Origin of the sequence: [Actinomadura] parvosata subsp. kistnae, from assembly GCF_900323885.1 — a bacterium.
Taxonomy (GTDB): Bacteria; Actinomycetota; Actinomycetes; order Streptosporangiales; family Streptosporangiaceae; genus Nonomuraea; species Nonomuraea composti.
The window spans coordinates 280,252-305,714 of the sequence record NZ_OOHJ01000023.1 but is presented as its reverse complement, the minus strand read 5'-3'; the positions used below and the strand labels follow the sequence as shown (position 1 = coordinate 305,714).

The 25,463-nt window shown below is 73.5% G+C and carries 22 protein-coding genes; 12 read left to right on the top strand and 10 right to left on the bottom strand.

All coding sequences use genetic code 11. The features are described from left to right. The first annotated feature begins 83 nt into the window (after positions 1 to 83). From paaA to KIS93_RS52820, 8 genes are all read left to right on the top strand, one after another. On the top strand, positions 84 to 1,037 hold the full coding sequence (gene paaA, locus KIS93_RS52855) for a 1,2-phenylacetyl-CoA epoxidase subunit PaaA (protein WP_080037513.1): 954 nt from the start codon (positions 84 to 86) through the stop codon (positions 1,035 to 1,037). After that, the gene (gene paaB / locus KIS93_RS52850; protein ID WP_080037512.1) at positions 1,034 to 1,327 is read left to right on the top strand and encodes a 1,2-phenylacetyl-CoA epoxidase subunit PaaB; all 294 of its coding nucleotides are present in this window, start codon (positions 1,034 to 1,036) and stop codon (positions 1,325 to 1,327) included. Before paaA ends, paaB begins: the two co-directional genes overlap by 4 nt. Before the next feature lie 7 nt (positions 1,328 to 1,334). Then, positions 1,335 to 2,192, top strand: coding sequence for a 1,2-phenylacetyl-CoA epoxidase subunit PaaC (gene paaC, locus KIS93_RS52845; protein WP_246005497.1), 858 nt, complete (start codon positions 1,335 to 1,337; stop codon positions 2,190 to 2,192). Positions 2,193 to 2,358: 166 nt separating this feature from the next. Then, entirely contained in the window at positions 2,359 to 2,847 is a 489-nt protein-coding gene (gene paaD, locus KIS93_RS52840; protein WP_230466460.1) for a 1,2-phenylacetyl-CoA epoxidase subunit PaaD, read from the top strand. 3 nt (positions 2,848 to 2,850) lie between these two features. Next, complete coding sequence (paaE, locus tag KIS93_RS52835; RefSeq protein WP_222107977.1) at positions 2,851 to 3,933, top strand: 1,2-phenylacetyl-CoA epoxidase subunit PaaE; 1,083 nt, start codon at positions 2,851 to 2,853, stop codon at positions 3,931 to 3,933. 29 nt (positions 3,934 to 3,962) lie between these two features. Next, a complete protein-coding gene (locus KIS93_RS52830; RefSeq protein ID WP_080037509.1) occupies positions 3,963 to 5,153 on the top strand; it encodes a thiolase family protein in 1,191 nt (396 codons plus the stop codon). Next, on the top strand, positions 5,150 to 5,908 hold the full coding sequence (locus KIS93_RS52825; RefSeq protein ID WP_080037508.1) for an enoyl-CoA hydratase/isomerase family protein: 759 nt from the start codon (positions 5,150 to 5,152) through the stop codon (positions 5,906 to 5,908). The genes KIS93_RS52830 and KIS93_RS52825 overlap by 4 nt, the downstream gene beginning before the upstream one ends. Then, positions 5,905 to 6,753, top strand: coding sequence for a 3-hydroxyacyl-CoA dehydrogenase family protein (locus KIS93_RS52820; RefSeq protein WP_080037507.1), 849 nt, complete (start codon positions 5,905 to 5,907; stop codon positions 6,751 to 6,753). The genes KIS93_RS52825 and KIS93_RS52820 overlap by 4 nt, the downstream gene beginning before the upstream one ends. Positions 6,754 to 6,789: 36 nt before the next feature. Here KIS93_RS52820 and KIS93_RS52815 read toward each other — a convergent pair whose 3' ends face one another. The 5 genes from KIS93_RS52815 to KIS93_RS52795 form a co-directional block, all read right to left on the bottom strand. Beyond that, positions 6,790 to 7,419, bottom strand: coding sequence for a TetR/AcrR family transcriptional regulator (locus KIS93_RS52815; protein ID WP_080037506.1), 630 nt, complete (start codon positions 7,417 to 7,419; stop codon positions 6,790 to 6,792). A 65-nt stretch (positions 7,420 to 7,484) separates the two neighbouring features. Then, on the bottom strand, positions 7,485 to 7,793 hold the full coding sequence (locus tag KIS93_RS52810) for an antibiotic biosynthesis monooxygenase family protein (RefSeq protein ID WP_080037505.1): 309 nt from the start codon (positions 7,791 to 7,793) through the stop codon (positions 7,485 to 7,487). Between the two features lie 150 nt (positions 7,794 to 7,943). Further along, positions 7,944 to 10,460, bottom strand: coding sequence for a CBM35 domain-containing protein (locus KIS93_RS52805; protein ID WP_222107976.1), 2,517 nt, complete (start codon positions 10,458 to 10,460; stop codon positions 7,944 to 7,946). Positions 10,461 to 10,929: 469 nt separating this feature from the next. Further along, entirely contained in the window at positions 10,930 to 12,204 is a 1,275-nt protein-coding gene (locus KIS93_RS52800; RefSeq protein WP_080037503.1) for a glycosyltransferase, read from the bottom strand. Then, entirely contained in the window at positions 12,201 to 14,561 is a 2,361-nt protein-coding gene (locus KIS93_RS52795; protein WP_268967005.1) for a glycoside hydrolase domain-containing protein, read from the bottom strand. The genes KIS93_RS52800 and KIS93_RS52795 overlap by 4 nt, the downstream gene beginning before the upstream one ends. Positions 14,562 to 14,736: 175 nt before the next feature. Here KIS93_RS52795 and KIS93_RS52790 point away from each other — a divergent pair, with 175 nt between their 5' ends. Further along, entirely contained in the window at positions 14,737 to 15,042 is a 306-nt protein-coding gene (locus tag KIS93_RS52790; RefSeq protein ID WP_080037501.1) for a hypothetical protein, read from the top strand. A gap of 28 nt (positions 15,043 to 15,070) precedes the next feature. Here KIS93_RS52790 and KIS93_RS52785 read toward each other — a convergent pair whose 3' ends face one another. Continuing rightward, entirely contained in the window at positions 15,071 to 15,379 is a 309-nt protein-coding gene (locus tag KIS93_RS52785; protein WP_186404959.1) for a S1 family peptidase, read from the bottom strand. A 469-nt stretch (positions 15,380 to 15,848) separates the two neighbouring features. On the opposite strand from KIS93_RS52785, the gene KIS93_RS52780 reads away from it, so the two are divergent. Next, positions 15,849 to 17,144 carry a PP2C family protein-serine/threonine phosphatase gene (locus KIS93_RS52780; protein ID WP_230466045.1) on the top strand — a complete coding sequence of 432 codons (1,296 nt, stop codon included), beginning with the start codon at positions 15,849 to 15,851 and terminating at the stop codon, positions 17,142 to 17,144. 45 nt (positions 17,145 to 17,189) lie between these two features. Further along, the gene (locus KIS93_RS52775; protein WP_080037499.1) at positions 17,190 to 18,017 is read left to right on the top strand and encodes a GAF domain-containing protein; all 828 of its coding nucleotides are present in this window, start codon (positions 17,190 to 17,192) and stop codon (positions 18,015 to 18,017) included. 13 nt (positions 18,018 to 18,030) lie between these two features. On the opposite strand, the gene KIS93_RS52770 is transcribed toward KIS93_RS52775, so the two are convergent. From KIS93_RS52770 to KIS93_RS52755, 4 genes are read right to left on the bottom strand one after another with little or no spacing between them, the layout of a single operon-like run. After that, positions 18,031 to 21,444 carry a hypothetical protein gene (locus KIS93_RS52770; RefSeq protein ID WP_080037498.1) on the bottom strand — a complete coding sequence of 1,138 codons (3,414 nt, stop codon included), beginning with the start codon at positions 21,442 to 21,444 and terminating at the stop codon, positions 18,031 to 18,033. Further along, the gene (locus KIS93_RS52765; protein ID WP_222107975.1) at positions 21,441 to 22,253 is read right to left on the bottom strand and encodes a carbohydrate ABC transporter permease; all 813 of its coding nucleotides are present in this window, start codon (positions 22,251 to 22,253) and stop codon (positions 21,441 to 21,443) included. Before KIS93_RS52765 ends, KIS93_RS52770 begins: the two co-directional genes overlap by 4 nt. Continuing rightward, positions 22,250 to 23,164, bottom strand: coding sequence for a carbohydrate ABC transporter permease (locus KIS93_RS52760; RefSeq protein WP_080037497.1), 915 nt, complete (start codon positions 23,162 to 23,164; stop codon positions 22,250 to 22,252). Before KIS93_RS52760 ends, KIS93_RS52765 begins: the two co-directional genes overlap by 4 nt. Then, on the bottom strand, positions 23,161 to 24,468 hold the full coding sequence (locus KIS93_RS52755) for an extracellular solute-binding protein (RefSeq protein WP_080037496.1): 1,308 nt from the start codon (positions 24,466 to 24,468) through the stop codon (positions 23,161 to 23,163). Before KIS93_RS52755 ends, KIS93_RS52760 begins: the two co-directional genes overlap by 4 nt. 252 nt (positions 24,469 to 24,720) lie before the next feature. Between KIS93_RS52755 and KIS93_RS52750 the strand changes: the two genes are divergently transcribed. Continuing rightward, the gene (locus KIS93_RS52750; RefSeq protein ID WP_080037495.1) at positions 24,721 to 25,458 is read left to right on the top strand and encodes a DeoR/GlpR family DNA-binding transcription regulator; all 738 of its coding nucleotides are present in this window, start codon (positions 24,721 to 24,723) and stop codon (positions 25,456 to 25,458) included. Positions 25,459 to 25,463 lie beyond the last annotated feature (5 nt).

The window sequence follows — 25,463 nt, the reverse complement described above, 5'->3', positions numbered from 1 at the left end:
CTGTTGCGCGAAGACCCCGACCCGTGTCACGGTATTACTGACCGAGCGATAAGTAAATAAGCACGATGTGTCTCGGAGGGAAGATGACGACGATCCCGGCGGAGCCGGACCTGCAGGCCGCGTTCGACGCGACCATCGACCGCCACGACCGGATCGAGCCCCGGGACTGGATGCCGGACGCCTACCGCAAGACGCTCGTCCGCCAGATCGCCCAGCACGCGCACTCCGAGATCATCGGGATGCAGCCCGAGGGCAACTGGATCGGCCGCGCGCCCTCCCTGCGGCGCAAGGCGATCCTGCTGGCCAAGGTGCAGGACGAAGCCGGTCACGGGCTCTACCTGTACTCCGCGTGCGAGACCCTCGGCGTCTCCCGCGCCGAGCTCACCGAATTGCTGCTCAGCGGCAGGCAGAAATATTCCTCGATCTTCAACTACCCGACCCTGTCGTACGCCGACGTCGGCACGATCGGCTGGCTCGTGGACGGCGCCGCGATCTGCAACCAGGTGCCGCTCTGCCGCACCTCCTACGGCCCGTACGGGCGGGCCATGATCCGCATCTGCAAGGAGGAGTCCTTCCACCAGCGTCAGGGGTACGAGCTGCTCATGACGATGATGCGCGGCACCGACGAGCAACGCGCCATGGTGCAGGAGTCGGTGAACCGGTTCTGGTGGCCGGTGCTGATGATGTTCGGGCCGCCGGACGCGCAGTCGCCCAACAGCGCGCAGTCCATGGCGTGGGGCATCAAGCGCAACTCCAACGACGAGCTGCGCCAGAAGTTCGTCGACATGACCGTCCCGCAGGCCGAGGCGCTGGGCGTGACGCTGCCCGACCCCGGCCTGCGCTGGAACGAGGAACGCGGGCACTACGACTTCGGGGAGCCCGACTGGCAGGAGTTCGCGGCGGTCATCCGGGGCGACGGGCCGTGCAACGCGCAGCGGCTCGCGCACCGCAGGGCCGCCCACGAGGAGGGCGCCTGGGTCCGCGAGGCCGCCACCGCCTTCGCCGCCCGCGAGGCCGCGCTCAGGGACTCCCGATGAGCGCCGACCGGCGGGAGTGGCCGCTCTACGAGGTGTTCGTCCGCGGCAAGCGCGGGCTCAACCACGTGCATGTCGGGTCGCTGCACGCCCCCGACGACACGATGGCCCTGCGGCACGCCCGCGACGTCTACACCCGCCGCAACGAGGGCGTCAGCATCTGGGTCGTCCGCGCCGACGCCATCACCGCCTCCAGCCCGGACGAGAAGGACCCGCTGTTCGGGCCGAACGGCGACAAGGTCTACCGGCACCCGACGTTCTACGACATTCCCGACGACGTCCCCCACATGTGAGGAACCCATGAGCGACGAACACGGCAGCGTCTTCGACGGCCTGCTCGGCGGCGACTCCTCCCAGTGGGCCTTCGGCACCGACTTCGAGGACCCGCTGGCCGGCGTCGACACCACGACGCCCGACGGCGTGGACCCCGCCGAGCTGGCCGCGTACTGCCTCATGCTCGGCGACGACGCCCTCATCATGTCGCAGCGCCTGTCGGAGTGGTGCAGCCGCGCCCCCGACCTGGAGGAGGACATCGCGCTGGCCAACATGGCGCTCGACCTGCTCGGGCAGGCCCGCCTCCTGCTCGCCAGGGCCGCCGCCGCCGACCCCGCCGTCGTGCCCGCCCTGCCCGAGGGGTCGCCGGTGCCGCCGGAGGACGCGCTCGCCTTCTTCCGCGACGACCGCGACTTCAGGAACGTGCGGCTGGCCGAGGTGCCCAACGGCGACTTCGCGCACGTCGTGGTGCGGCTGCTGCTGTTCTCCACGGCGCGCCTGGCGTTGCTGGAGCGGCTGCGGACGAGCCGGGACCACGTGCTGGCGGCCGTGGCGGGCAAGGGCGTCAAGGAGGTCGCCTACCACCGGGACTGGGCCGGGCGCTGGTTCCTCACACTGGCCCAGGGCACCGAGGAGTCGCACCGCCGGCTGCTCGCCGCGCTCGACGCCCTGTGGCCGCTGCAGGGCGAGCTGGTCGCAGCGCACCCGCTCGAACGCTCCCTCGCCGGAGCGGGCGTCGGCGTCGATCCGGCCGAGCTGCGCCAGGAGGTGGACGCGGTCCTCGACCAGGTGCTCACCGTCAGCGGCGTCCCCCGTCCCGGACGGCGCCCCTGGCGGGCGTCGGCGGCCGGACCGGACGCGACGGCCTGCACACCGAGGCCCTGAGCCTGCTGCTCGCCGAGATGCAGGTCGTCGCCCGCGCCCACCCGAGCGGGCGCTGGTGACCGCCGACCGGCCCGCGATCGCACGGCGCGACGCGGGAACGCCGGGCACCCGCCACCCCTCCGCCACGCCCCGCGGCTGCGAGGCGACGGAGGCCGGGCGGCGGGCGCTGGAGGTGGCCGGGGAGGTGCGGGACCCCGAGATGCCGATGCTGACCCTCGCCGACCTCGGCGTGCTGCGCGGCGTCGAGGTGGAGCGGGACGCGGACGGCGAGGTCGTCGTCGCCTCGATCACGCCCACCTACACCGGCTGCCCCGCCATGGCGACCATGCGCGACGACCTCGTCCACCGCCTTCGGGACGCCGGGTTCGACCGCGTCGAGGTGCGGGTCGTGCTCGACCCGCCCTGGTCCAGCGACTGGATCTCCGAGCGGGGCCGGGCCGCCCTGCGCGCCGCCGGCCTGTCGGCGCCCGGCCCCGCCCCCAGGCGGCCCGGGCCGGTGCTGCTCACGCTGGGCCCGCCGCGCCCCGCGCCGCCCTGCCCGCGCTGCGGGTCGGCGGCCACCCGGCTCACCTCGGAGTTCGGCGCCACCGCCTGCAAGGCCCTCTACCGCTGCACCGCCTGTCTCGAGCCGTTCGAGCACGTCAAGGAGATCTGAGCGATGACCATGCTCGCGCCCGCCGCGTCCAGGGCCGCCGTCTTCCACCCGCTGACCGTGGCCTCGGTGGACCGCCTGTGCGAGGACGCCGCCGCGATCACCTTCGCCGTCCCCGACGACCTGCGCGACGCCTACGCGTTCAAGGCCGGGCAGTCGCTCACCCTGCGCCGCGTGATCGACGGCCGCGAGCACCGCCGCTCGTACTCGATCTGCGCCCCCGCCGGCGCCGCGCCGCGCATCGGGGTGCGGGAGATCCCCGGCGGGCTGTTCTCGTCCTGGCTGGTGCACGAGGTGCGGCCGGGCACCGTGATCGAGGTGCAGCCGCCCACCGGCTCCTGGCAGGCCGACCCCGGCCTCGGCGAGCGGCACCTGTGCGTCGCCGCCGGCTCGGGCATCACCCCGATGTTGTCGGTCGCCTCGACGGTGCTCACCCATCCGGGCGCGCAGGTCTCCCTCCTGTACGGGAACCGCACCAGCCGCACCGTCATGTTCGCCGAGGAACTGGGCGACCTGAAGAACCGCTACGGCCCCCGGCTCCAGGTCGTGCACGCGCTGTCGCGGGAGCCGCGCGACGTCGAGCTGCTGTCGGGGCGGCTCGACGGCGAGCGGCTGCGGCGGCTGCTGACCTGCCTCGTCCCGGTCGAGGTGTTCGACCACGTGTGGCTGTGCGGGCCGCTCCGGATGGTGGAGGAGGCCAGGGCGGTGCTCGCCGACCTCGGCGTGCCCGGGGAGCGGGTGCACGTCGAGCTCTTCTACGCCGACGCCCCTCCCCCGCCGCCCCGCCGCGCCGGCGTCCAGCTCGCCGGCGCGACCACCGAGCTGACCACCGTCCTGGACGGCCTGCGCACCACCTCCACGGTCTCCCGCGAGACGACCCTGCTCGACGGCGCCCAGGCCACCCGGGGCGACCTGCCGTTCGCGTGCAAGGGCGGGGTCTGCGGCACGTGCCGCGCCGTCGTACGGGACGGCGAGGTGGACATGCGCCGCAACTACGCGCTCGAACCGGCCGAGGTCGCCGCCGGGTTCGTGCTGACCTGCCAGACGTACCCGGCCGGCGACCAGGTCACCGTCGACTACGACGCCTGACGCCCCGTCATCGATCACAGGAGCTGCACGTGCCAGAATCGTTCGTCGTCTCCGGCGTCCGGACGCCGATAGGCCGTTACGGCGGCGCGCTCGCCCACGTCCGTCCCGACGACCTGGCCGCCCTCGTCGTGCGGGAGGCCGTCGCCCGCGCCGGGATCGAGCCCGGCCTGGTGGACGAGGTGGTGCTGGGCGCGGCCAACCAGGCAGGCGAGGACAACCGCAACGTCGCCCGCATGGCCGCCCTCCTGGCGGGCCTGCCCGACTCGGTGCCGGGCTTCACCGTCAACCGGCTGTGCGCCTCCGGGCTCACCGCCGTCACCACCGCGCGCGCCCTCATCGCCGCCGGGGACGCGGACGTGGTCGTCGCGGGCGGCGTCGAGTCGATGACCAGGGCGCCATGGGTGATGGAGAAGCCCGCGAAGGCGTTCGCCAAGCCGGGGGCGACCTTCGACACTTCCATCGGCTGGCGCTTCACCAACCCGCGCTTCGACGCCGCCACCACCGCCACGATGCCGCAGACCGCCGAGACCGTCGCCGAGCGCTGGGGGCTGAGCCGGGACGAGTGCGACGCGTTCGCGCTGCGGTCACACCAGCGGGCGGTGGCGGCGGCCAAGGAGGGCCGGTTCGCCGACGAGATCGTCCCGGTGCCGGTCGGGGGTACCGCTGAGAACGTTCTGGTCGAGGCCGACGAGGGGCCGCGGGCGGACACGAGCCTGGAGCGGCTGGCCCGGCTGCGCCCGCTGCACGGCCCCGGCGGCGTCATCACCGCGGGCAACTCCAGCTCGCTCAACGACGGCGCCGCCGCCGTCGTCGTGGTGAGCGAGCGCTTCCTCGAACGGCACGGCCTGACGCCCCGCGCGCGGCTGGTCGCCGCGGCGCACGCCGGGGTGCCGCCCGAGATCATGGGCATCGGGCCCGTCCCCGCCACCCGCAAGGTGCTCGAACGCGCCGGCTGGGACGTCGCCGGCCTCGACGCCGTCGAGCTGAACGAGGCGTTCGCCGCCCAGTCGCTGGCCTGCGTCCGCGACCTCGGGCTCGACCTCGAACGGGTCAACGCCGACGGCGGCGCGATCGCCCTCGGCCACCCGCTCGGCGCCTCGGGCGCCCGCATCCTGGTCACGCTGCTCGGCCGGCTGGAACGCACCGGCGGCCGGCGCGGCCTGGCCACGCTGTGCGTGGGCGTCGGCCAGGGCAGCGCGCTGCTGGTGGAGCGGCCATGAGCGGCGGGAAGGCGCTCCTTGTCGAGGAGGGCGCGGACCGGGTGGTGTGGCGGCTCAACCGGCCCGAGGTGCGCAACGCGATCGACCGCGACCTCGTACGAGCCCTGCACGACGCCTGCTCCGCCGTCGAGGAGGACCCGAAGATCGTCCTGATCGTCGGCGAGGGCACCACGTTCGCCGCCGGCGCCGACATCGCCCAGCTGCGCGAGCGCGGGCGCGACGACGCGCTGCGCGGCATCAACTCCAAGATCTTCGACCGGATCCACAAGCTGCCGATGCCGACCATCGGCCTGCTCGACGGGTACGCCCTGGGCGGCGGCGCCGAGCTCGCCTACGCCTGCGACTTCCGCATCGGCACGCCCCGCACCCGCATCGGCAACCCCGAGACGGGCCTCGGCATCCTGGCCGCCGCCGGCGCCGCGTGGCGGCTGGCCGCGCTCGTCGGGGAGCCGCTGGCCAAGGAGATCCTGCTCGCCGGCCGCGTACTGACGGCCACGGAGGCGCTGGACGTGCGGCTGCTCAACGAGGTCGTCGAGCCCGGCGACCTGCAGGCGGCCGGGCACCGGCTCGCCGACCGGATCGCGGCGCAGGCGCCGCTGGCGACCCGGCTGATGAAGGCGGTCCTGCACGCGCCGCGCGCCGCCCACCCGTTCGTGGACGACGTGGCGCAGGCGGTGCTGTTCGAGACCGAGGAGAAGCACGCGCGCATGACGGCGTTCCTGGAGCGCCGCGCCAGGAAGGGAGAGCAGCGATGAGCGGTGACCTGCCCACGCCCGTGGGAGTCGTCGGCGGCGGGCGGATGGGGGCCGGGATCGCGCACGCGTTCCTCGTCGCGGGCGGCCACGTCGTGATCGTGGAGAGCTCGGAGGAGACGGCCGCCGCCGCGCGCGCCCGGGTCGGCGACAGCCTGGCCAAGGCCGCCGCGAAGGGCACGCTGGCCGAGCCGGCGGAGGCGGCCGCGGCCCGGCTGCGGGCCACCGCCGACCCGGCCGGGCTGGCCGGGTGCGAGCTGGTCGTCGAGGCCGTGCCCGAGGACGCCGCGTTGAAGGCCGAGGTGCTGGCCCTGGCCGAGAAGCAGGCTCCCGGGGCGGTGCTCGCCACCAACACCAGCAGCCTGTCCCTGGCCGGGCTCGCCTCCGGCCTGGCGGCGCCCGGGCGGTTCCTCGGGCTGCACTTCTTCAACCCCGTCCCGGTGAGCGACCTGGTGGAGATCGTCGCGGCCCCCCGTACCGAGCCCGAGCTGGTGGAACGGGCCCAGCGGTGGGTGGCGGCGCTCGGCAAGACGCCGATCACGGTCACGGACTCGCCGGGGTTCGCCAGCAGCCGGCTCGGGGTGTGCCTGGCGCTGGAGGCGATGCGGATGCTGGAGGACGGGGTCGCGAGCGCCGCCGACATCGACACCGCCATGACCCTCGGCTACCGCCACCCCGTCGGGCCGCTGCGCACCACGGACCTCGTCGGCCTGGACGTGCGGCTCGCCATCGCCGAGCACCTGGCCCGCGAGCTCGGCCCCCGCTTCGAGCCGCCGCGCATCCTGCGCGACCTCGTCGCCGCCGGCCACCTGGGCCGCAAGACGGGCCAGGGCTTCTACACCTGGTGACACCAGGACCGGCCGGGTGGCGGGGACTCGTGAGGCTCAGGGTTCGTGGCGGGCCAGGCCGTCGAAGGCGATGGAGGTGATCGCGTCGGCGACCATCGCCTGGTCGTAGGCGCCGCCCGGCCGGTACCACTCCACCAGCGAGTTCACCATGCCGAACAGCAGCCGGCTCACCAGCGCGGGCGGCACGTCGTCGCGCAGGGCGCCCTCGGCGACGGCGTCCGCGACGAGGTCGGCCAGGCGGTCGTCGAGCCAGCGCCGCCGTTCGAGCGCGGCCAGCTCGATCTCGCTGTTGCCGCGCACCCGCAGCAGGAGCGTGACCGACGGCTGGTGCGCCACCAGCACCTCCACGCTGCGCCGCACCACCTCGCGCAGCCGCTGGTAGGCGCTCACCCCGGGCGGCCGCCGCGTCGCCTCGGTGACGACGGTGGTGAGCTCGTCGAGCGCGTCGTCGAGCGCCTGGCCGAGCAGCTGCTCCTTGCTGGTGACGTGGTGGTAGATGGCCGGCTTGGTCAGCCCGAGCTCCTTGGCCAGGTCGCCCATGCTCGTGGCGTCGTACCCTCGCCGGTTGAACAGCTCGACAGCGGCGCGCAGGATCGCCGACTGGTCATGGCCTGGACGGCCCCGCCGGCGGCGGGGGGCCGGTTCGGCCTGTTCAGTCGTGGTCATCCTCGCAGCATCTCACGCGCCGAGCGGCGCCCCGCACGAGCAGTCGGCGATCGGCGCCGGCGCTGTCAGGGGACGGCTGTGAGCACGTCGTGGTGGGTGACAGTGGTGTCGTAGGACAGCAGGACGGCGCGCGCGTCCGGCTCGACGACCGCCACGTCGAGGTCGTCCCCCGCAAATGCCTTGATCGCCTCGAAGGACTCCCACAAGGTGATGACCTGCAGCTCGACGTGCCGGCCGGCGGTCCGCCGCAACACGTAGGCGCCCCGGTGGCCGCCGGTGTCGCGCAGCTCCGGAAGGACGGCGCCGGTGAAGTGCCGCTGGTAGGCGTCGGCGCCGTCCGGGGTGGCGGTCGCGTGCCAGATCCTGGCGATCATCTTCGCTCCTGGGGGACTCGGAGATGTGTCGTCACCAGGATGGCGATCGCTCTCACCCGTACGCCAGCGCTCCAGGTGTCCACCTGGCACCACGAGGAGCCGGAGGCCCCTGGTGCGGCCCCGGCTCGATCGGCCGGGGCCGCCTCTTCGCTAGGTGCGTGCCTGGTTGTCCACCTCCAGGACGAAGCGGGCGAGCTCCAGCCGGTCCACGTTCGGGCCGAAGGCGTTCGCGTTGCCGAGGACGAGCGGACCGCTCGCGGTGGTGAGGGTGAGCGGGGTGGCCTGGGGCCAGAAGTTGTCCCAGGCGTAGTTGTGCCGGAAGACGCCGCGCGTCGTCGCGCCGCCGGTCTCGGTGATGTCGAGGAAGCGGCTGATCACGTCGGTGTTGTACGGGTGGCCGGTGTTCCTGTCGGCGTTGGCGTAGTGGGTGACCAGGACGTACTGGCCGGGGCCGAAGCCGGCGGGGCGGTCGAGGGTGAGCGTGTTGGCGGCGCCGTTGCCGAGGTCGCTCACGTACGCGCCGGCGGAGGCGTTCGAGCCGCCGGTGGCGCCGGTGACGTGGGCGGTGCCGGACAGGCGGGCCCGCTCGGCCTCGACCCGGTGGACCGCCGCGTCCGCCTGCGCCGCCCGTACCGTGACCAGCTCGCGGAGCTGGAGCCCGGACGGCCCGCCTACGTCGATCTTGGAGATGCCCGCCGGGAGGTACACGCGGACGCGGGAGGCGCCGTCGCCGGGGCGGGCCGCGCGGACGCCGGGGACCGCGCGCCCGTCCACGCGGACGTCGAGGTCGCCGGCCCGGCCGGCGCGGTAGGACAGGGTGAGGTCGTGGTAGCCGTCCTCGGCGGCGGCGGCGAAGAAGGTGGCGCGGGCGTCGCCGCCGAGGGTGATGGCGGGGCCGGCGCCGGTGCGGGTGAGCCGGGCGCCGCCGGAGAGCCGGGCCTCGTCGGCCGGGTGGACGGCGCGGCGTGGGCCGGTGATCTCGGTGAGGTCGAACTTGTCGAGGGTGACGTCGCTGCCGGGCAGCAGGGTGCTGCCGTCGGCGCTGGTGCGCAGCGAGAGCCGGTGGGTGCCGGCGGTCAGCTTGATCTCGACGTCGGTGCGGCCCCGGTAGGTCCAGCCGAGGTTCGCGGAGTACTGCACGATCCGGTCGAGCTGGCCGTCCACGAACAGGGCGTGCCGGCCGGGCACCTTGTTGGCGCCGTGGTAGATCCCGAGGCGGTAGCGGCCGGTGCGGGGGACGGTGACGGCGAACGTGACGGCCGAGTCGGGCTTGTTCATGGAGCCGACGTCGCGCTTGCCGGAGGTGGCGTACCGCTGCGGGTCGGCGGTGGTGTCCTGGTCGTAGACCTGGGCGGAGGTGAGGGTGGCGGACTCCGCCTCGATCGACGCCGTCCAGGGCGCGTCGGGGGCGGGGGCGGGCCCGGCCGACGGGACGATGACCACGCGGTAGGCGGCCATGACATCGCCGCCGGGCAGGTCGACGCTCAGCTTCCCGCCGGTCACGGCGGTGCGGCGGGCCGCGACGACGGGCGGCTCGAGCGCGTCGCCCTCGTACCCGCTCCAGGTCGTCCTCGACACCAGGACGTCCACCTGCCGGCCGAACACGGCGGGGTCGAGGCCGGTCACGTCGAGGCGGACGGGCGCGGTGCCGCCGCCGACCAGGACGGTGCCGCGCCGCGCGGACTCGTCGAGGGCCGCGAGCGCCTGCACGGTGTCCGGGACATTCGGCTGGGGCGGGGTGGCCCTGACCGTCTGCCCGGTCAGGTCGGCGTACCACTTGAGCAGCCACCAGCCGCCGTTGGCCTGGCGGGTGCGCACGGCGTGGTCGTCGAGGTTGCCGGCGTAGGTCCAGTACGCCATGTCGGCGTCGACCTTGGTGTCCTCGAACATGGAGATCCACTGGATGAGCTGGCCGGGGACGGACATGTCGCGCCGGTTGCCGTACTCGTCGATGTTGACGGGCAGCGGGGCGATGCCCAGCTCGCGTTCGAGCGCGCGGTAGTGCTCGTAGTGGCCGCGGTAGTCGGCCAGGCTGGAACGCGACAGTTCGTGCCAGGCCATGATGTCGGGCAGGTATCCGGCGCTCTTCGCCCAGGTGAGGAAGTCACGCAGGCGGCCCGGGTTGTACCTGGCCTCGTTGGGGCCGACGATCCTGGCCTGCGGGTCGATGGAGCGGATACGCCCGACCACGGCCTTCCAGTCGCTGTAGAACTTCTCCTTCTGCGTGGCCCAGTCCTGGTACCAGATGCCGTCGGGCTCGTTGAACGGCACCCACACGAACTTCGCCTTGTCCTTCGGCCGTTCGCGCACCACCTTGCGCACCATCGTGTCCACTTTGGCCAGGTAGTCGTCGATGCCCAGGTTCTCGTACGGCCAGCGGCTGTAGACGTCCTGCATGTAGACGACGATCTCCTCGCCGCCCGCCTCGAAGAAGCCGTCGGCGATGACGAGCGCGTCGCCGTTCGGATGCTGGTCGCCGTCGGGGGCCTTCTGGGCGACGGTACGGGGGCGGGCGCCGGCGAGCAGCGAGCCGCCGGGGACGCCCGGGTCGGACAGGCCGTACAGCATGCCGGTCGCGCCGCCGTGGACGGGGCCCGTGCGCTGGGCGAAGTTCACGGTGACGACGTCGGGGGCGGCTGCGGCCGCCGGGCCTTGGATCACGGTCATGGAGGTTAATGCCAGGACGGCCGCGACGGTGAGGGCTCGCCGGGCTGAGCGGTGTCGTTGCATGGGTGTCCTCTCGGGGGGCTCCACGGGGTCTCCACGGGTGTGACCGGTCACACGCGTGCCTAGCGTGACCGGTCACACGCGACGACGGAAGCCCCCGTCACCGGATCGTTACACGCACGTTTCACGCCCTGGCACCGTCGGGCACGCTGCGCCGGCCCGCCGGACGGTGCAGGGCCTGGTGAGGAAACCGGCAGAGTTAGCGACGCCGCCCACACCCGCTCCGGTCAGGGGCAGGTGAAGGAGGATCGTGCCGAGGCGAGCCCGCTCGGCGCCAAGGCAGGCAAGCCCCGTGGGGGCGGTAGGGCCGGTGGGGTGGGCGGGGCGAGGCGGGGCGGTGGCGCGACGGGGCGCCGCCGGGGTAGGCGGGTTGGGCGGGGGACAGCGGGTCGGCGGTGGGGCGGGTGGGTCAGGCGGCGCCGAGGGCGGTGGGTTCCTGGGGGAAGAGGGCGTCGAACACCGTCGTCCGGTCGAAGGTCATGGCGCGGGTGCGGGCCCGTAGCTCCAGGTCGTGTCGTTCCCCCGCCGACAGCTCCAGGACCACCCGGTCCACCGCGTCCGCCAGCGCGGTGACGTCGCCGGGTGGGACGATGACGGCGGTGTCGCCGACCGCCTCCAGGGTGCCGCCCGTCGGGGTGGTGACGATGGGGCCGCCGCCGGCGAGCATCTTCTCGGCCAGCGCGATGCCGAACGTCTCGACGAAGTCCGGCTCCGGCTTGGTCGGCAGCACGTACGCCGCGCAGCCCCGCATGAGCAGCACCTTCTCGCGGTCGTCCACGTCGGTGAGGAAGAGGATCCGCTCGTCGCGCCCGGCCAGGGCCCGTGCCTGCTCCAGCATGGGCCCGGTGCCGGCGACGACGAGCTTCACCCGCGAGCGGCAGCGCATCCGGCCGTAGGCGGCGATCAGGTCGTCGATGCCCTTGGCCTTGGTGACGCGGGACAGGAACAGGAGGTACCCGTCCCGTTCCAGGCCGCGCGCGGCGAGCGTGGCCTGGAGCGACGCCGGGTCCGGGTCGAGGAAGGCGGAGGAGTCGATCGGCGGGTAGCTGACGGTGACGCGGCGCCGGCACTGCTCGGCGAACGTGGTGCCGCAGCGGGCGTCCACCTGCTCGGCGGAGGCGACGATCTCCTCGCGGGTGTAGTCGGAGACGGCGACGACCTCGTCGTTGGCCAGGAACGTGGTGAACAGCACGGTCGCCGCCCCGAACCGGCCCTCCCGCAGGCAGGACCTGATCACGTTGGTGACGTCGGAGCCGACCGCCTTGGCGACGGTACGCACGTGGGGCGCGTACCCGGCGGCGCGGGCGGCGGCGACCGCGTCCACGACCACCGAGGTGTGCGGGGCGAGGTACATGGACAGGCAGACGGTGGCGTACGGCTCGGCGAGCAGCTCGACGAGGCGGCCGGTCAGCCCGGCCTGGAAGCGCCCGTCGGGCACCCGGTAGTCGCCGACCGGCTCGGGCCGTTCCACGGTGATCCCGTCGCTGTACGGCAGCAGCCGGTCCAGCGGCTTGAGCGGCAGCCCCGCCGCCTTCAGTGCCGGGATGGGCCAGGTCAGCAGCCGTACGTCGGCGAATCCCCGGGTCAGCGCGACCTCGGCGAGGTTGCGTGCTTCGCCGGAGTGGCCGCAGATGACCGGATCGGCCCTGACCACGATGACGAGGCGGCGTGGGAGGTGAGTCATCGCGTTTCCTCCGGGGGTGAGAGCGGGTCAGGCGGGGAGGGCCGGCGCGGGCCGGACAGGGCGGGCGGGTTCGGGCCGGACGAGGAAGACGGGCGCGGGTCGGACAACGCGGGCGGGTGCGGGCCGGACGAGGAGGGCGGGCGCGGGCGGGAGAGGGCGGCTGGGCGCGGGTCGGACAGCGACGGTGGGCGGCGGTCGCGTCCCCACGCGGACGGCTCCGGGCCGAGCCGCAGGCGCAGCACCCCGCCCTGGTGCACGGTGGCGGCGCTGAGGTGGGTGGCGTGCAGGGGTTTGCCGTTGAGCGTGGCCTCCTGGACGTACTGCGGCGGCGGGTCCCGGTCGAGACCTTCGGCGCCGATCGGGGTCTCGCGGTGGCCGACGGCCTCGATGACGAACTCGTTGCCGCCGGCCCTGAGCACGGCGCGGGAGAAGGCGGGCGCGTTGACGAGGAACAGGTTCTGGCCCGCGACGGGGAACAGCCCGAGCGAGGCCCAGACGTACCAGGAGCTGAGGCCGCCGGAGTCGTCGTTGCCGGGCAGCCCGCCGGGCCCGGTGCCGAACTGCCAGGTCAGCGCCGCCTGCACCACTTCAGCGGTACGGTCGGGGCGCCCGGCGTAGTGGTAGGCCCACGGCGCCTCCATGTCGGGCTCGTTGTTGAGCCCTTCGAAGCGGTTGAGCGCGTACCCGGCGGCCATCTCGGCGGCGGTCGGGCGCCGGCCGGGCCGTTCGACGGGCTCGGCGCCGTAGCCGAAGAAGCGGTCGAGCTGGTCGGCGAAGGCGCGGTCGCCGCCGGCCAGGGCGATGCGCGCGGCCATGTCGTGCAGCAGCCGGAAGGAGTAGTTCCACTTGCCGCCCTCGTAGAACTCGGAGTCGCGCAGCAGCCCGGTGCCGTGGTCGAAGGCGTTGCGCCAGTGGCGGGCGCGTTCTTCCAGGTCGTCGGCCAGGCCGGGGTCGTTGAGCGCGCGGGCGACCTGGGCGGTGCAGTGGTGGGCGTAGGCGAGGTCGAGGGTGTGGGTGATGGGGTGGACCATGCCGCGTTCGTAGAAGTCCTCGCCGTAGCCGCGCCGCAGGTCGCCGACCATGTGCACGAGCGCCCAGCTCCAGTCGATGCCGGCGCGGCCGAGCGCGTGGGCGTCGGCGAGCGCGGTGTGCGCGAGCGCGCTGGCCTGGCGGAAGAACCGGTCGGCGCCGCGCGACATGCGGTAGCCGATGGGGAAGTTGCCTTCCTCCTCGCACACTCTGATGAGCGATTCCAGCAGGTCGGCGGCGCGGTCGGGGGCGATGGCGGCCAGCAGCGGGAGCTGGGTCTTGTAGATGTCCCACATGGTGCACACGTCGAACGCGAACGGGCCGGGGGTCGGCCAGAACGGGCTCTCGTCGTCGGCGAAGCACGGCTTGATCAGGGAGTGGTAGAGGGCGGTGGCCAGCACGGTACGGCGGGCGGGCGTGCCGCCCTCGACCTGGACGCGGTCGAGGTGGCCGGCCCAGCGGGCGCGGGTGCGGAACAGCACGGCGTCGAAGGCGTGGTCGGTGTGGCCGCACTCGCGTTCGAGGTTGAGCCGGGCCTGGTCGCAGCCGCGCAGGGAGAACCCCATCCGCACCTCGACGGTCTGGCCGGGCGCGGCGGGGCCCATGAAGAGCATGCCGAAGGGGCGCAGCGTGGTGTGCCGGATGCTGTCGAAGTCGAGGCGGGTGCCGCCGTCGATGAGGCGCCGGTCGTACCAGAGCATCTGCCGCCAGCCGGGGCTGTCGACCTCGACGTACACCGACAGCGGGACGCCCTCCATCACGACCGTGCCCTGGGCGCGGCCGTGGCCCATGCTCTCGACCTGGGCGCGCACCGGCACGGTCTGGCCGAGCTCGATGGCCAGGCCGCCGCAGGACAGGTCGACGACGACGCGGGCGCTGTCGTGCTCGGGGAAGGTGTAGCGGTGCACGGCGACCTTGGTGCCGACCGTGAGCTCGCAGCGGATGCCGGTGTCGAGGGTGGCGGCGTAGTAGCCGGCCCGCGCGACCTCGTCGTACAGGGGCCAGGACTCGCCGAGCGCGTCGAGCGGCTGCACCATCGGGGTGACGCGGACGTAGTTGTAGTACTTGCGGATGGCGCCGGTGCCGGACTGCTGGAAGTGGGTGAAGCCGGAGGCCTGCAGCCGCTCGAACATCTCCTCGGGCACGCCCTCGGTGTTCTTGGCGTACCGGCCGTAGCCCGTGGGGTACGCGCCGGAGTAGGCGCAGGCCGACACCATGCCGAGCGGTGACGTGGCACCCGGGTGGGTGTTGCCGACCTGCGGTTTCGGCCACCACCAAGTGGCGGCCAGACCGCGCGCGCGTGGCAGGTCCGTGGCCGCCGTACCGATGAAGGGATCGACGTTGTCCAGGATGGCGGGACTCTATCCGAGCGGGGGCCGCCCGTAGGTTTCGGCGAGGTGAACTCCTCCCGCGTGTCGTGATGGAACGTCCCTGGCACGGGGTGGAACCGGATGTCACGCCACTCAAGTGCAGGTCCATCACGCACTCATCAGGGGAGATCCCATGACAAGCCTGACGAAGAAGCTGCTCGGCGCGCTGGCCGCGGCCGCGCTGGCGGGCTCCGGCGTGGCCGCCGCCGCCACGCTGCCCGCCTCCGCCGCCGCCGTCGTGAGCAGCACGCTGTTCACGGGGATGGGGCAGAGCCTCGACGAGGACACGGCGCTCGCCATCGCCGAGGCCGACGCCAGGGCCGACGCGGCGGCGCACGGGTTCACGGAGTGCGGCGTGTTCGAGTCGGTGAGCGCGCAGAGCCCGAAGCTGGTGTGGACGGCGTGGGTGACGGTCCGCTGCCTGGCTCTGAGCCGGTAAAGCGTACGGCGCTGAGCCGGCAGGGCGCTCAGCCGGTCACGAGCGTGAGCCCGTACGCCGACAGGGCCTCCGCCACCGGCTGGAAGTACGTGGACCCGCCGGTGGCACAGCTGCCCGTGCCTCCGGAGGTGATGCCCTGGGCCTGGTCGCCCGACAGGAACGGCGCGCCCACCGTGCCCGGCTCCGCGCATACGCTGGTGCGGACCAGGCCGGTGACGGTGCCGTCGGGGTAGGCGATGGTGGCGTTGCGCTGCTGGACGACGCCGCAGTGCCAGCCGGCGACCGGGCTCGCCTGGCAGACGGCCGCGCCCACGGCGGCGGACGCCGCGCCGCGCACGATGCGCTCGGAGCCGAGGGCGGCGACGGTGCCGCGCGGGTCCAGCCGGGGTAGAGGGACACCCAGGCGTAGTCGTCGCCCGGGTAGGAGGAGGCTTCGAAGACGCCGATCGGCGTGCCGCCGTAGCCGGTCAGGGCGATGTCTCCCGGACGGCCGCAGCGCCCGGCGGTGAGGAACCCGCCGGTGGTGCCGCGCCGCACGGTGAACGCCACAAGGCAGCGTCCCTTGCCCTGGACGACGTAGGTGTCGCCGCCGCGGATCTCGCCCTGCGCGGCCCGAGCATGGCCGGGCGACCCGATGAGGACGAGGGCGGCGGCGAGGACGATCGCGGCGGCCGGCCGGAAGAACCTCATGAGAACCTCCCGCGCCCACCGTAACCGCGCCGGGCCCCCGATGTCCCTACCAGTTGAGCGGGGGGCACGGCGATATGACCGCACGGGTGACGACCCCGGACCGTTACGTTGGGTACATGACCGCTCACAATCGCGTGCAGGCGTCCGGCTCGGCAGCGCCGGCGGCGCAGCGTGCGGCGATGTTCGGCGCGCTGATCTCCGCGAGTCACACGAGCACGCTGGAGCAGATCCCGGCCCTGGTGGCCGAGCAGGCCGGCCGGGTGGGGCTGCGCGACGTCCTCATCTACCTGGCGGACCTGCAGCAGGAGGTGCTGTCGCCGCTGATCGCCCAGCCGGCCCCGGCCGGGGAGCGCGAGTCCGGGGAGATCGGCATCGAGGGCACGGTCGCCGGCCGCGCGTTCCAGCACGGCCGGATCCTGCCGGCCTCGGCGCGGCACCCGCGCCGGTGGTGGGTGCCGCTGGTGGACGGCACCGACCGGCTCGGCGTCCTGCGCGTCACCGCGCCCGGCGCCGACGCCGAGACGCTGCGCGACATGGAACGCCTGGCCGGCCTGGTCGCCCTGCTCGTGGTCTCCAAGCGGCCGCTGAGCGACACCTACGCCCGGCTGGTGCGGCGCCGGCGGATGAGCGTGTCGGCGGAGATGGAGTGGCGGCTGATGCCGCAGCGCACGTTCGCCACCGAACGGCTCGTCGTCAGCGCGGTCATGGAGCCCGCGTACGACGTCAGCGGCGACGTGTACGACTACGCCTTCGAGGGGCGGACCGCCCACCTGGCGATCTTCGACGCGATGGGGCACGACACCGCGGCCGGGCTGACCGCCAACCTCGCCGTGACGACCCTGCGCAACAGCCGCCACGAGGGCCACGACCTCGTACGGGCGGCGCGGCGGATCGACGAGGCGCTCACGGCGCAGTTCGGCGGCGAACGGTTCGCCACCGGCGTCGTCGCCACGCTCGACATCCCCAGCGGCGAGCTGGCCTGGGTCAACTGCGGCCACCACCCGCCCGTGATCGTCCGCAGGCGTTCCACCATCGAGCTGGAGGGCGACGTGGCGCCGCCGGCGGGCACCGGCCTGCACCTGCCGGTCACGGAGTGCCGCACGCAGCTCCAGCCGGGCGACCGGCTCCTGCTCTACACCGACGGCATCACCGAGGCCCGCAACCGCGCGGGCGAGGAGTTCGGCATGGACCGGTTCGCCGACTTCCTCATCCGGCACCAGGCCGACGAGCTGCCGGTGCCCGAGACGTTGCGGCGGCTCATCCACCACCACCTCGACTACCACGAGCACCGGCTGCGCGACGACGCGACCGTCCTGCTCGTCGAGTGGCCCGGCACCCCGTACACCAGGAAGGAGGCCGAAGCCCTCACCGGCGTCCCCGAGGGGAGCGACCCCCCGCCGTCCCGCCGCTGACCTTTGCGGTGGTGCGCCGGCCCGGGCGGGGCGACACTCGGAGACGTGGATCCGGACGTCGGCGACCGCAGGAGACAAACGGAGCGTCTGATCGCCAGGGCTCAGTCCGCGCGCCGCCGCGCGGAGGAACGGCAGATCGACGCGGCGGAGAGCCGGCAACGGCTGGAACAGCGCGAGGTGGAGACGCGCAGGCGGCTGGAGCGGCAGTGGGCCGCCGCCGCGCGGTTCGGCGCGCCACGCGGCGCCGGGCCCGCCACCGTCGTTCCACCTGCTCCACCCGGGCCCGCCCCCACTCCAGCCGAGGCCGCCGCTCCGGCCAAGGCCGCCCCTGCCACGCCCGACCCAGCCGCCACCGCCCCTGCCACGCCCGATCCGGCCGAGCCTGACCCATCCGCGCCCGATCCGGCCGCGCCCGATCCAGCCGACCCCGAGGAGCTCGGCGCCATGATGGACGCCGGGCTGCGCGTCGCGCTCGCGCTCACCGGCGCCGACATGGGCAACGTGCAACTGCTCGACCGGGCCACGGGCGCGCTGACGATCGTCGCCGACCGCGGCTTCCAGCAGCCCTTCCTCGACTTCTTCGCCGTCGTCGTCGATGACGACGGCTCCGTGTGCGGCCGGGCCCTGAGCGCCGGGGCGGCCATCGCCGTCCGCGACGTCGAGCAGGACGCGCAGCTGGCCGGCACGCCGGCGTCCCGGGTGCTGCTGGAGGCGGGGGTGCGCGCGGTGTGCTCCACTCCCCTGCTCGACCGGTACGGGGCGCCGCTCGGCATGCTGTCGGTGCACCGTCGCGGCACCCACGAGTGGACCCACGCCGACCATCTCCTGCTGGGGCTGCTGAGCCGCCACCTCGCGGGCCTGCTGGACCCGTGACCGGCGCCGCCCGCTAACCGGTCGTGCGCAGGCGGACGGGGCCGAACAGGCCGGTGCTGCGCTGGCCGGGGAAGACGAAGTGGGTGGGGCTGACCTCGTCCATGAACGGGGCGAGGGTGCCGAGGACGAGGATCTCGACGCGGTTGTCGCCGTCGTCCAGCTCGACCTCGAACACGTACGGGGAGCACACCCGCACGCCGCAGGGCCGCCCGTTCACGCTCACCTCGGCGCTGCCCCTGACGCGGCCCAGGTCGAGCAGCGCGGGGCCGGAAGAGGCGGCCACGGTAGTCCGGTAGCGCACGCCGCCGCTGTACCCGGCGAGCCCCTGCTCCTCCCAGTCGCCCAGCCGCATCCGGCCGGGCCCGCAGGTGAACCGGACGGGCCCGCCGAGCGCCGCGCCCGCCTGCGCGCCCGGCACGGTGCGCACCACGAGCTCGACCGGCCCACCCCGCTCAGCGGGCTCGCCACGCTCGCCCGGCCAGCGCACCTCGCAGGGTCCCAGGGCGTTCACCTCGATGCCGGTCGCGCCGGGCGGCGGGTCGAGCAGGAAGCGTTCGGTGCGGGGGCGGGCGCCGGGGACGGCGAACGTGGCGGGCGGCGCGACCGGCCCGCCGTCCAGCCAGCCCGCCTCCGGCAGGGGGTGCGGCCGGGGCAGCAGCCAGAGCGCGGCCGGGTCGCCGTGCTGGCGCCGCCGCACGCGGGGGGCGGGCGACCAGTCGGGCCCGGAGACGGCGAGCCCGTCCACCAGGACCCAGCCGTCGGATTCGACGCGCACGGTGGTGGGCCCCTCGCGCAGGAGGTGGGTGACGTCGTAGCGGCGCAGGCGCGGGATGTCCGCCTCCGCGTACGGATCGAAACCGCCCTGCCTGCCCGCTTCGACCCCGTTCACCAGCACCCGGCAGAACGCCGTGGACGCCACCTGCAGCAGCGCGGGCCCGTCGCCGGCGTGGACGACGGTCTCCAGCGGCGTGCCCGCGATCCACTCGGGCCGGACGGCGTCGGCGGGGTCGGACACGAGGCAGACGTACGCCCGCAGGTCGTGCTCCTCGTCCGGCACCAGCGACAGCTCCAGGAGGTGCGCGCCGGGCGGGAGCGGCGAGCGGGTGACGGCCGCGTAGCCGCGGTCGTCGAGCGGCTGCTCGGCCCCGTCGACGCGGAGCGTCTTGGCGGCGCCGGCGCCGATGGCGAGCGGCCCGCCGCCCTCGGGGACGGTGATGACGGTGCGGAAGCGCGCCCGCGTCCCGGCGGCGACCCGCCCGAACGCGAGGAACTCGACCGGCACCCGCCCCTTGGGCCCGAGCGTGTCGCGGTGCACGGGGTCCTTGCGCAGCCCGCGCGACGCGGACCAGGTGGAGGGCGTCCACGGCCCGTCGCCGACTTGCTGCTCGCCGCGCGGCCCGAACGTGACGTCCACCGGCTCGCCGCCGGGCGTCCGCAAGGTCCAGCATTCAAGGCCCGAGGAGCCGAAGTCGGACCACGTGTCGTCAAGGGTGGGGACGAGCTCGACGTCCCATTGGTCATCCAGATCCCGGGAGACCGGGTACGCGGGCCGCGGCGCGGGCTCGGCGTCGGTGCCGTCGAACACCAGCAGCGCGGCGGGCCCGTCGTCGAAGGGCACGACCACCCGTACGGTGTCGCCGTCGCGGGTGTGCGGCAGCGGCACGGGCGCGCCGCCGGTGAAGGGCCGCAGCAGCAGCGGCGTGCCGGTGACGCCGCGCACGGTGACCGGCAGCTCCCGCGCGTACCGGGCGGGGTCGAAGTCGATGAGCGCGTCCAGCCAGCCGAGGTCCACCCCGCGTTCCTCGGGCCGGCCGACGCGGATGCGGCTGGCCATGGGGAACGCGGCGGGCAGGAACACGAGCGTGGCCGGCCCGTCCTCGCGCACCAGCGCGGGCACGGGCGCCTCGACCCGGCGCTCCAGCCCGCCCAGCGCCTCCCCCACCTGGTCGGCGGAAGCCACGAAACGGGCTCCCGGGGAAGGCGTGCCGACGGCGACGAGCAGCCCTCCGTCGGCGGCGAACTCGGCCAGCCGGGCGGCGACGTCCTCGTCCAGGTGGGTGACGGCGGGCAGGATGATCGCCCGGTACGCCTCGGTGGAGACGGTCAGCCGCCCGTCCTTGACGACCGCGCGCCGCACCGAGTCCTCGTCGATGACGTCGGCGTCCAGCCCGAGCCGGTCCAGCACCCCGGGCGCGGTGGCGAACCAGGCCATGTCGCCGACCAGCTCCCGGTAGACGTCCTGGGCCCGCGCCGCCGCGGCGTCGGCCGCGCCGGAGGGGCCGACGCCGGCCTGGGCGGTGGCGGTGGGCAGCAGGACGGCCACGTCGCAGGCGTGGCGGCCGAGCGAGAGCGCCGCGCACAGCCGCGTGACCGCCGCCGCGAAGACGTGGTGGTGCCGCCAGTAGGGCTGCCGCCAGTCGGTGGACGGCGGCGCCCACTCCCACCAGCCCCGCTTGGTCGTGTAGTAGACGGCGTGCGGGTTGTAGAGGGTGGCGCCGGCCCGCAGCCACGGCAGCAGCCAGTCGAACGTCTCCTCCAGCGTGCCGCCCCACCCGCTGGAGTGGAACGCCTCGATCCAGGTGCGCGGCCGGCCGTACAGGTGGGCGAGGGAGGAGTGCAGGCGGGCGTCGCCGTGGTGGTCGGAGCCGGGCGCGCCGAACCAGCGGTGGGTCCGCGCGTAGTCGGCGTACAGCCGTACCCCGTCCACGGGGTGGCCGGCGCGGGCCGGGTCCTGCTGGTCGCAGCCGTGCACGAGCCCGTGGCGGGCGTGCCATTCGGCCAGGGGGCGGAAGAACGCCTCCTCGGCCAGCTCGGCCCGGGTGCGCTGGTAGGCGAGAGCGTCCTGCGGCGAGTACGGCCGCCCCCTGCGGGCGAGGTGCTCGTCGGCGAAGCGGGCGGACCAGGTGGGCAGCGCGGGCAGCTCGTCCTGGAACGACCCGGCGATCACCTTGCCGAACCAGTGGCCGATCCGCCGTTCGAACGCGCCGTGGACGCGGTCGATCAGCACCGCGCACGCCTCACGCGACAGGTAGTCGAAGCCGCGCGAGGTGACGGTCCCGTCGGGGGCGAGCCACTGCCCGGCGAAGTCGGGCCGCTCCTGCACGAGCCGCGCCTGGAGGTCGGCCCCGGAGAAGCCGAGCTGGTCGTAGAACCACAGGCGCACGCCCAGCTCGTACGCGTCCGCGCACACCCCGTCCAGCAGCTCCCACCACGGCTCGGACAGGAACGGCGGGTCGTCGGCGTCGGCGCCGAACGTCGGCCCGGAGGGGGCGAGGTTGAGGATGACCAGGTTGTGCACTCCCCCGGCGGCCAGCCGTTCCATCTGCCAGCGCAGCCGGTCGCGGCGCAGCGGCTCGCCGCTCCACCACCAGATGGCGGCCGGCGAGTACGCCCGGGGCGGCTGCCGGAAGACGTCGAAGACGTTCATCCCTTGAGTCCGCTCGCGAAGCCCTTGATGACGTAGCGCTGCAGCGCCAGGAACACCAGCACGATCGGCAGCGCGCCGAGCACGAGGCCGGCGAAGACGAGGCCGTGCTGGGAGACGTACTGGCCGACGTAGGCGAAGACGCTGACCGGGACGGTCTCGTAGCCGGAGCCGCCGAGGTAGACGAGCGGGGTGAAGAAGTCGTTCCAGATGAAGACGGCGTTGAGGATGAGCACGGTGCCGGTGATGGGCCGCAGCAGCGGGAAGACGACGCGGGTGAACGCGACGAGGTGGGAGGCGCCGTCGATCTGGGCGGCGCTGGCGTACTCGCGGGGCAGCGCCCGGATGAAGCCGGTGTAGAGGAAGACGGTGAACGGGAGCTGGATGCCGGTGTAGAAGAGGATCATCCCGGCGTGCGTGCCGATCAGGCCGAGGTCGTTGACCAGCTCGTACAGGGGGATCATGCCGAGCTGGAACGGCAGCACGATGCCGAGCAGGAACAGGACGTACAGGCCGTAGCCGAGGCGGGTCTGCACGCGGGCCAGGAAGTAGGCGGCGAACGAGCCGAGCGCGATGAGCGCCACGAGGCTGGCCGCGGTGATCACGGTGCTGTTGACGAGGGACGGGCCGAGCGCGGCGGCGGACCAGGCGCTGGCGAAGTTGTCGAGGGTGGGCGGGCTCGGCGGGGCGAGCGGCGAGCGGGCGATCTGCCCGGGGTCCTTGAGCGCGAGCGAGACCAGCGTGTAGACGGGGAACAGGAACGCCACCGCCACCGCGATCATGACGATCTCCAGCACGAACGTCCTTCTCACACCGCCACCTCCCGGCTGCGCAGGTAGGAGACCTGGATGAGCGACACCGCGGCCACGAACAGGGCCAGCACCAGGGCGACGGCGGTGCTGTAGCCGAACTTGCCGAAGACGAACGCCTGCTTGTAGAGCACGGTGGACAACGTCTCGGTGGCGTACCCGGGGCCGCCGTTGGTGGCGGCGAAGACCTGGTCGAACAGCTTCAGCCCACCGATCGTGGAGAGCATCAGGTTGATCGTCAGGGCGGGCGCGAGCAGCGGCCAGGTGACGTAGCGGAAGCGCTGCCCGGTGCCGGCGCCGTCGATCATGGCGGCCTCGTGCAGCTCGCGCGGGACGCCTTCGAGCCCGGCCAGGAAGATGACCATGGAGTAGCCGGCGTTCTGCCAGACGACCATGCCGGCGATCGACCACAGGGCGATGGACGGGTCTCCGAGCCAGTCCACGTGCAGGCCGAGCAGCCCGTTGAGGCCGGCCGACGGGTCGGGGTTGTAGATGTACTTCCACAGGAAGGCCACCATGACGGGGCTGACGACGACGGGCGCGAAGAAGATGACGCGCAGCAGGGCCCGGCTCTTCAGCTTGACGTGCACGCCGAGCGCGAGCAGCAGCCCGACGCCGTTCTGCACGACCACGATGGCCACGGTGAGCAGTAGCGTGTTGCCGATCGAGCCCATGGCCTGCTCGTCGGCGAGCAGGGTGCGGAAGTTCTCCAGGCCGACGAACGACATGTCGCGGCCGATGCCGCTCCAGTCGGTGAAGGCGTAGACGACGCCGGCGACGGCCGGGTAGAGCACGATCAGCGCGTACACGGCCAGGGCGGGCGCGGCGAACAGCCAGGACGGGGCGGCCGCGGAGAAGCGCCGCCGCCGCCGGACGTGCGCGGGGCGGGCCCGGCCCGCGGTTACGGGAGTCACTTGCGGTACGCCTCGTCCATCTTCTTCAGCGCCTCGTCGATCGTGGAGTCGCCGGCCAGCAGCTCCTGGACGACCGCGAAGTGCACGGGCTGGACCTCGGCGTTCGGCCAGCGCTGGTCCATGAACGGCACGGCGCGGTCCTTTGTGAAGGGCAGGAACGACTGGACGGCCGGGTCGATGGTGGAGCTCGCGTCCTGGGTGAGCGGGATGGCCGCGATGGCCTTGGCCCAGGCGTTGATGTTCTCCTGGCGGCCGAGGAAGTCGATGAACGCCTTGGCCTGCTCGACGTTGCGGCCCTTGGCGGCGGCGCCGAGCCCGACGACGACGCCGGCCGGGATCCACACCTGGGCGGCGTCGTCGGCGCCGGGCAGGGGGAACATCGACAGGTCGTCCGGCGAGGCGGCGGCCTTGCGGAAGTCGGGCAGCACGGCGGAGACCTGGACGGCCATGCCGGCCTTGCCGGTGGCGACCATGGCGGTCTGCTGCTCGAACGTGGTGCCGTTCGGCTTGTCGTTGAAGTAGCCGCGTTTCTGCAGCTCCAGGTACATCTCCAGGGCCTGGTGCCAGCCGGAGCCGGCGAAGGTGGCCTGCCCGGCGAGCTGCTTGTCGTCGAACGTCGGGTCCTTGGCGTAGACGGTGGAGGGCACCAGCGCGTACGTGATGAGCTGGGTGACCCACGGCGTCTGGGCGCCGAGGGCGATGGGCGTCACCCCGGCCTTCTTCAGCTTGTCGCACACGGCGAGGAACTCGCTCCACGTGGTGGGCGGCGCGTCGATGCCGGCCTGCTGGAAGACCTTCTTGTTGTAGACGGCGCCGATCACGGACGATCCGGCCGAGTACAGGTAGGTCTTGCCTTCGAGCTGGAAGGCGGGCTTGAAGCCGGCGGGGATCGTCTTCGTCCACGCCTGCGCCGACAGGTCGGCCAGCAGCCCGGCCTGGGCGATCTGGGTCATCGACATGGCGCTGCCGTTGCCGGGGTAGACGACGTGCAGGTCGGGGGCGTTGCCGGCGCCGAGCTGGGTGCGCAGGGAGGTCTGCACCTGGTCGGTGGGGGCGTAGGAGGCGGTCAGGCGGACGGCGGGCGTGGCCTTGCCGTAGGCGGCGGCCAGCTCGTCCATGGGGGCTTTCTGGTCGGCCACGCCGATGAACTTGAGCTCGGTGGTGGCCCCGCCGCCGCCGGTGGTGGCGGTGGTCTCCGGCCTGGTGGAGCAGGCGGTGGTGGCGAGGGTGGCCGCGGCCAGACCGCCCATCATGCGCAGGAACTGGCCGCGGCTGACCCTGGCGTGGTGCAGCAGGTCGGTCATGTCGCTGTCTCCTCGGTCGTGCGATGTGCTGAGATCCCCCGAGAGCACCCGGCGGTACGGGGCCGGGTGGCGATGCGAACGTTTTAAGGCTTGTTAAATTAACAATCAAACATGTTAAAAATGGCGGTGGGTGGAGGGTACGAGTCGCCCGAGCGGGGTGTCAAGGGTAGGATGCGCAGCCGTCCGAACAGGGTGGAGACATTGGTGAATTCGCGTCAGCACACCTCCAGCAGGTCCACACGGTGGCAGGGCATGGCCGAGCACATCGTGCGCCAGGGCTCCGCCTCCGTGACCGAGCTCGCCGAGAGCTTCGGCGTGAGCCTGATGACCGTCCACCGCGACCTCGACGAGCTCGAACGCCAGGGCATGGTGCGCAAGGTCAGGGGCGGCGCGACCGCCCAGGCCAGCAACGTGTGGGAGAGCAACATCGCCTACCGGCTCAAGGCCCACACCGCCGAGAAGGACGCGATCGCCCGGGTCGTGGCCGGCCTGATCGAGCCGGGCAGCTCGCTGATGCTCGACGACTCGACGACCGCCCTGGCCGTGGCTCGCCACCTGGGCGAGCTGGCCCCGCTGACGGTGGTGACGAACTTCCTGGAGGCGATCAGGCTGCTGGCCGGCGAGCGCGACCTCCGGCTCATCGCGCTCGGCGGTGAATATCACGCCACGCATGATTCGTTTCTGGGGCTCGGCTGCGTGGACGCGGTCGAGGCGGTGAACGTCGACCTGGTCGTGGTGTCCACCTCGGCCGTCTCCGAGCAGTACGCCTACCACCAGGAGCAGGAGATCGTGCTGGTCAAGCGGGCGATGCTGCGCTCGGGCTCGCGGCGGGTGCTGGCCGTCGACGGCTCCAAGCTGGCCCGCGTGGCGCTGCATCGGGTGGCTCCGCTGGACGACTTCGACGTGGTCGTGGTCGACGCCAACGCCCCGGCCGACCTGCTCCAGCGGCTGCGCGACCACCACGCGGACGTCCGCGTGGCCGAGATGTAACGCCG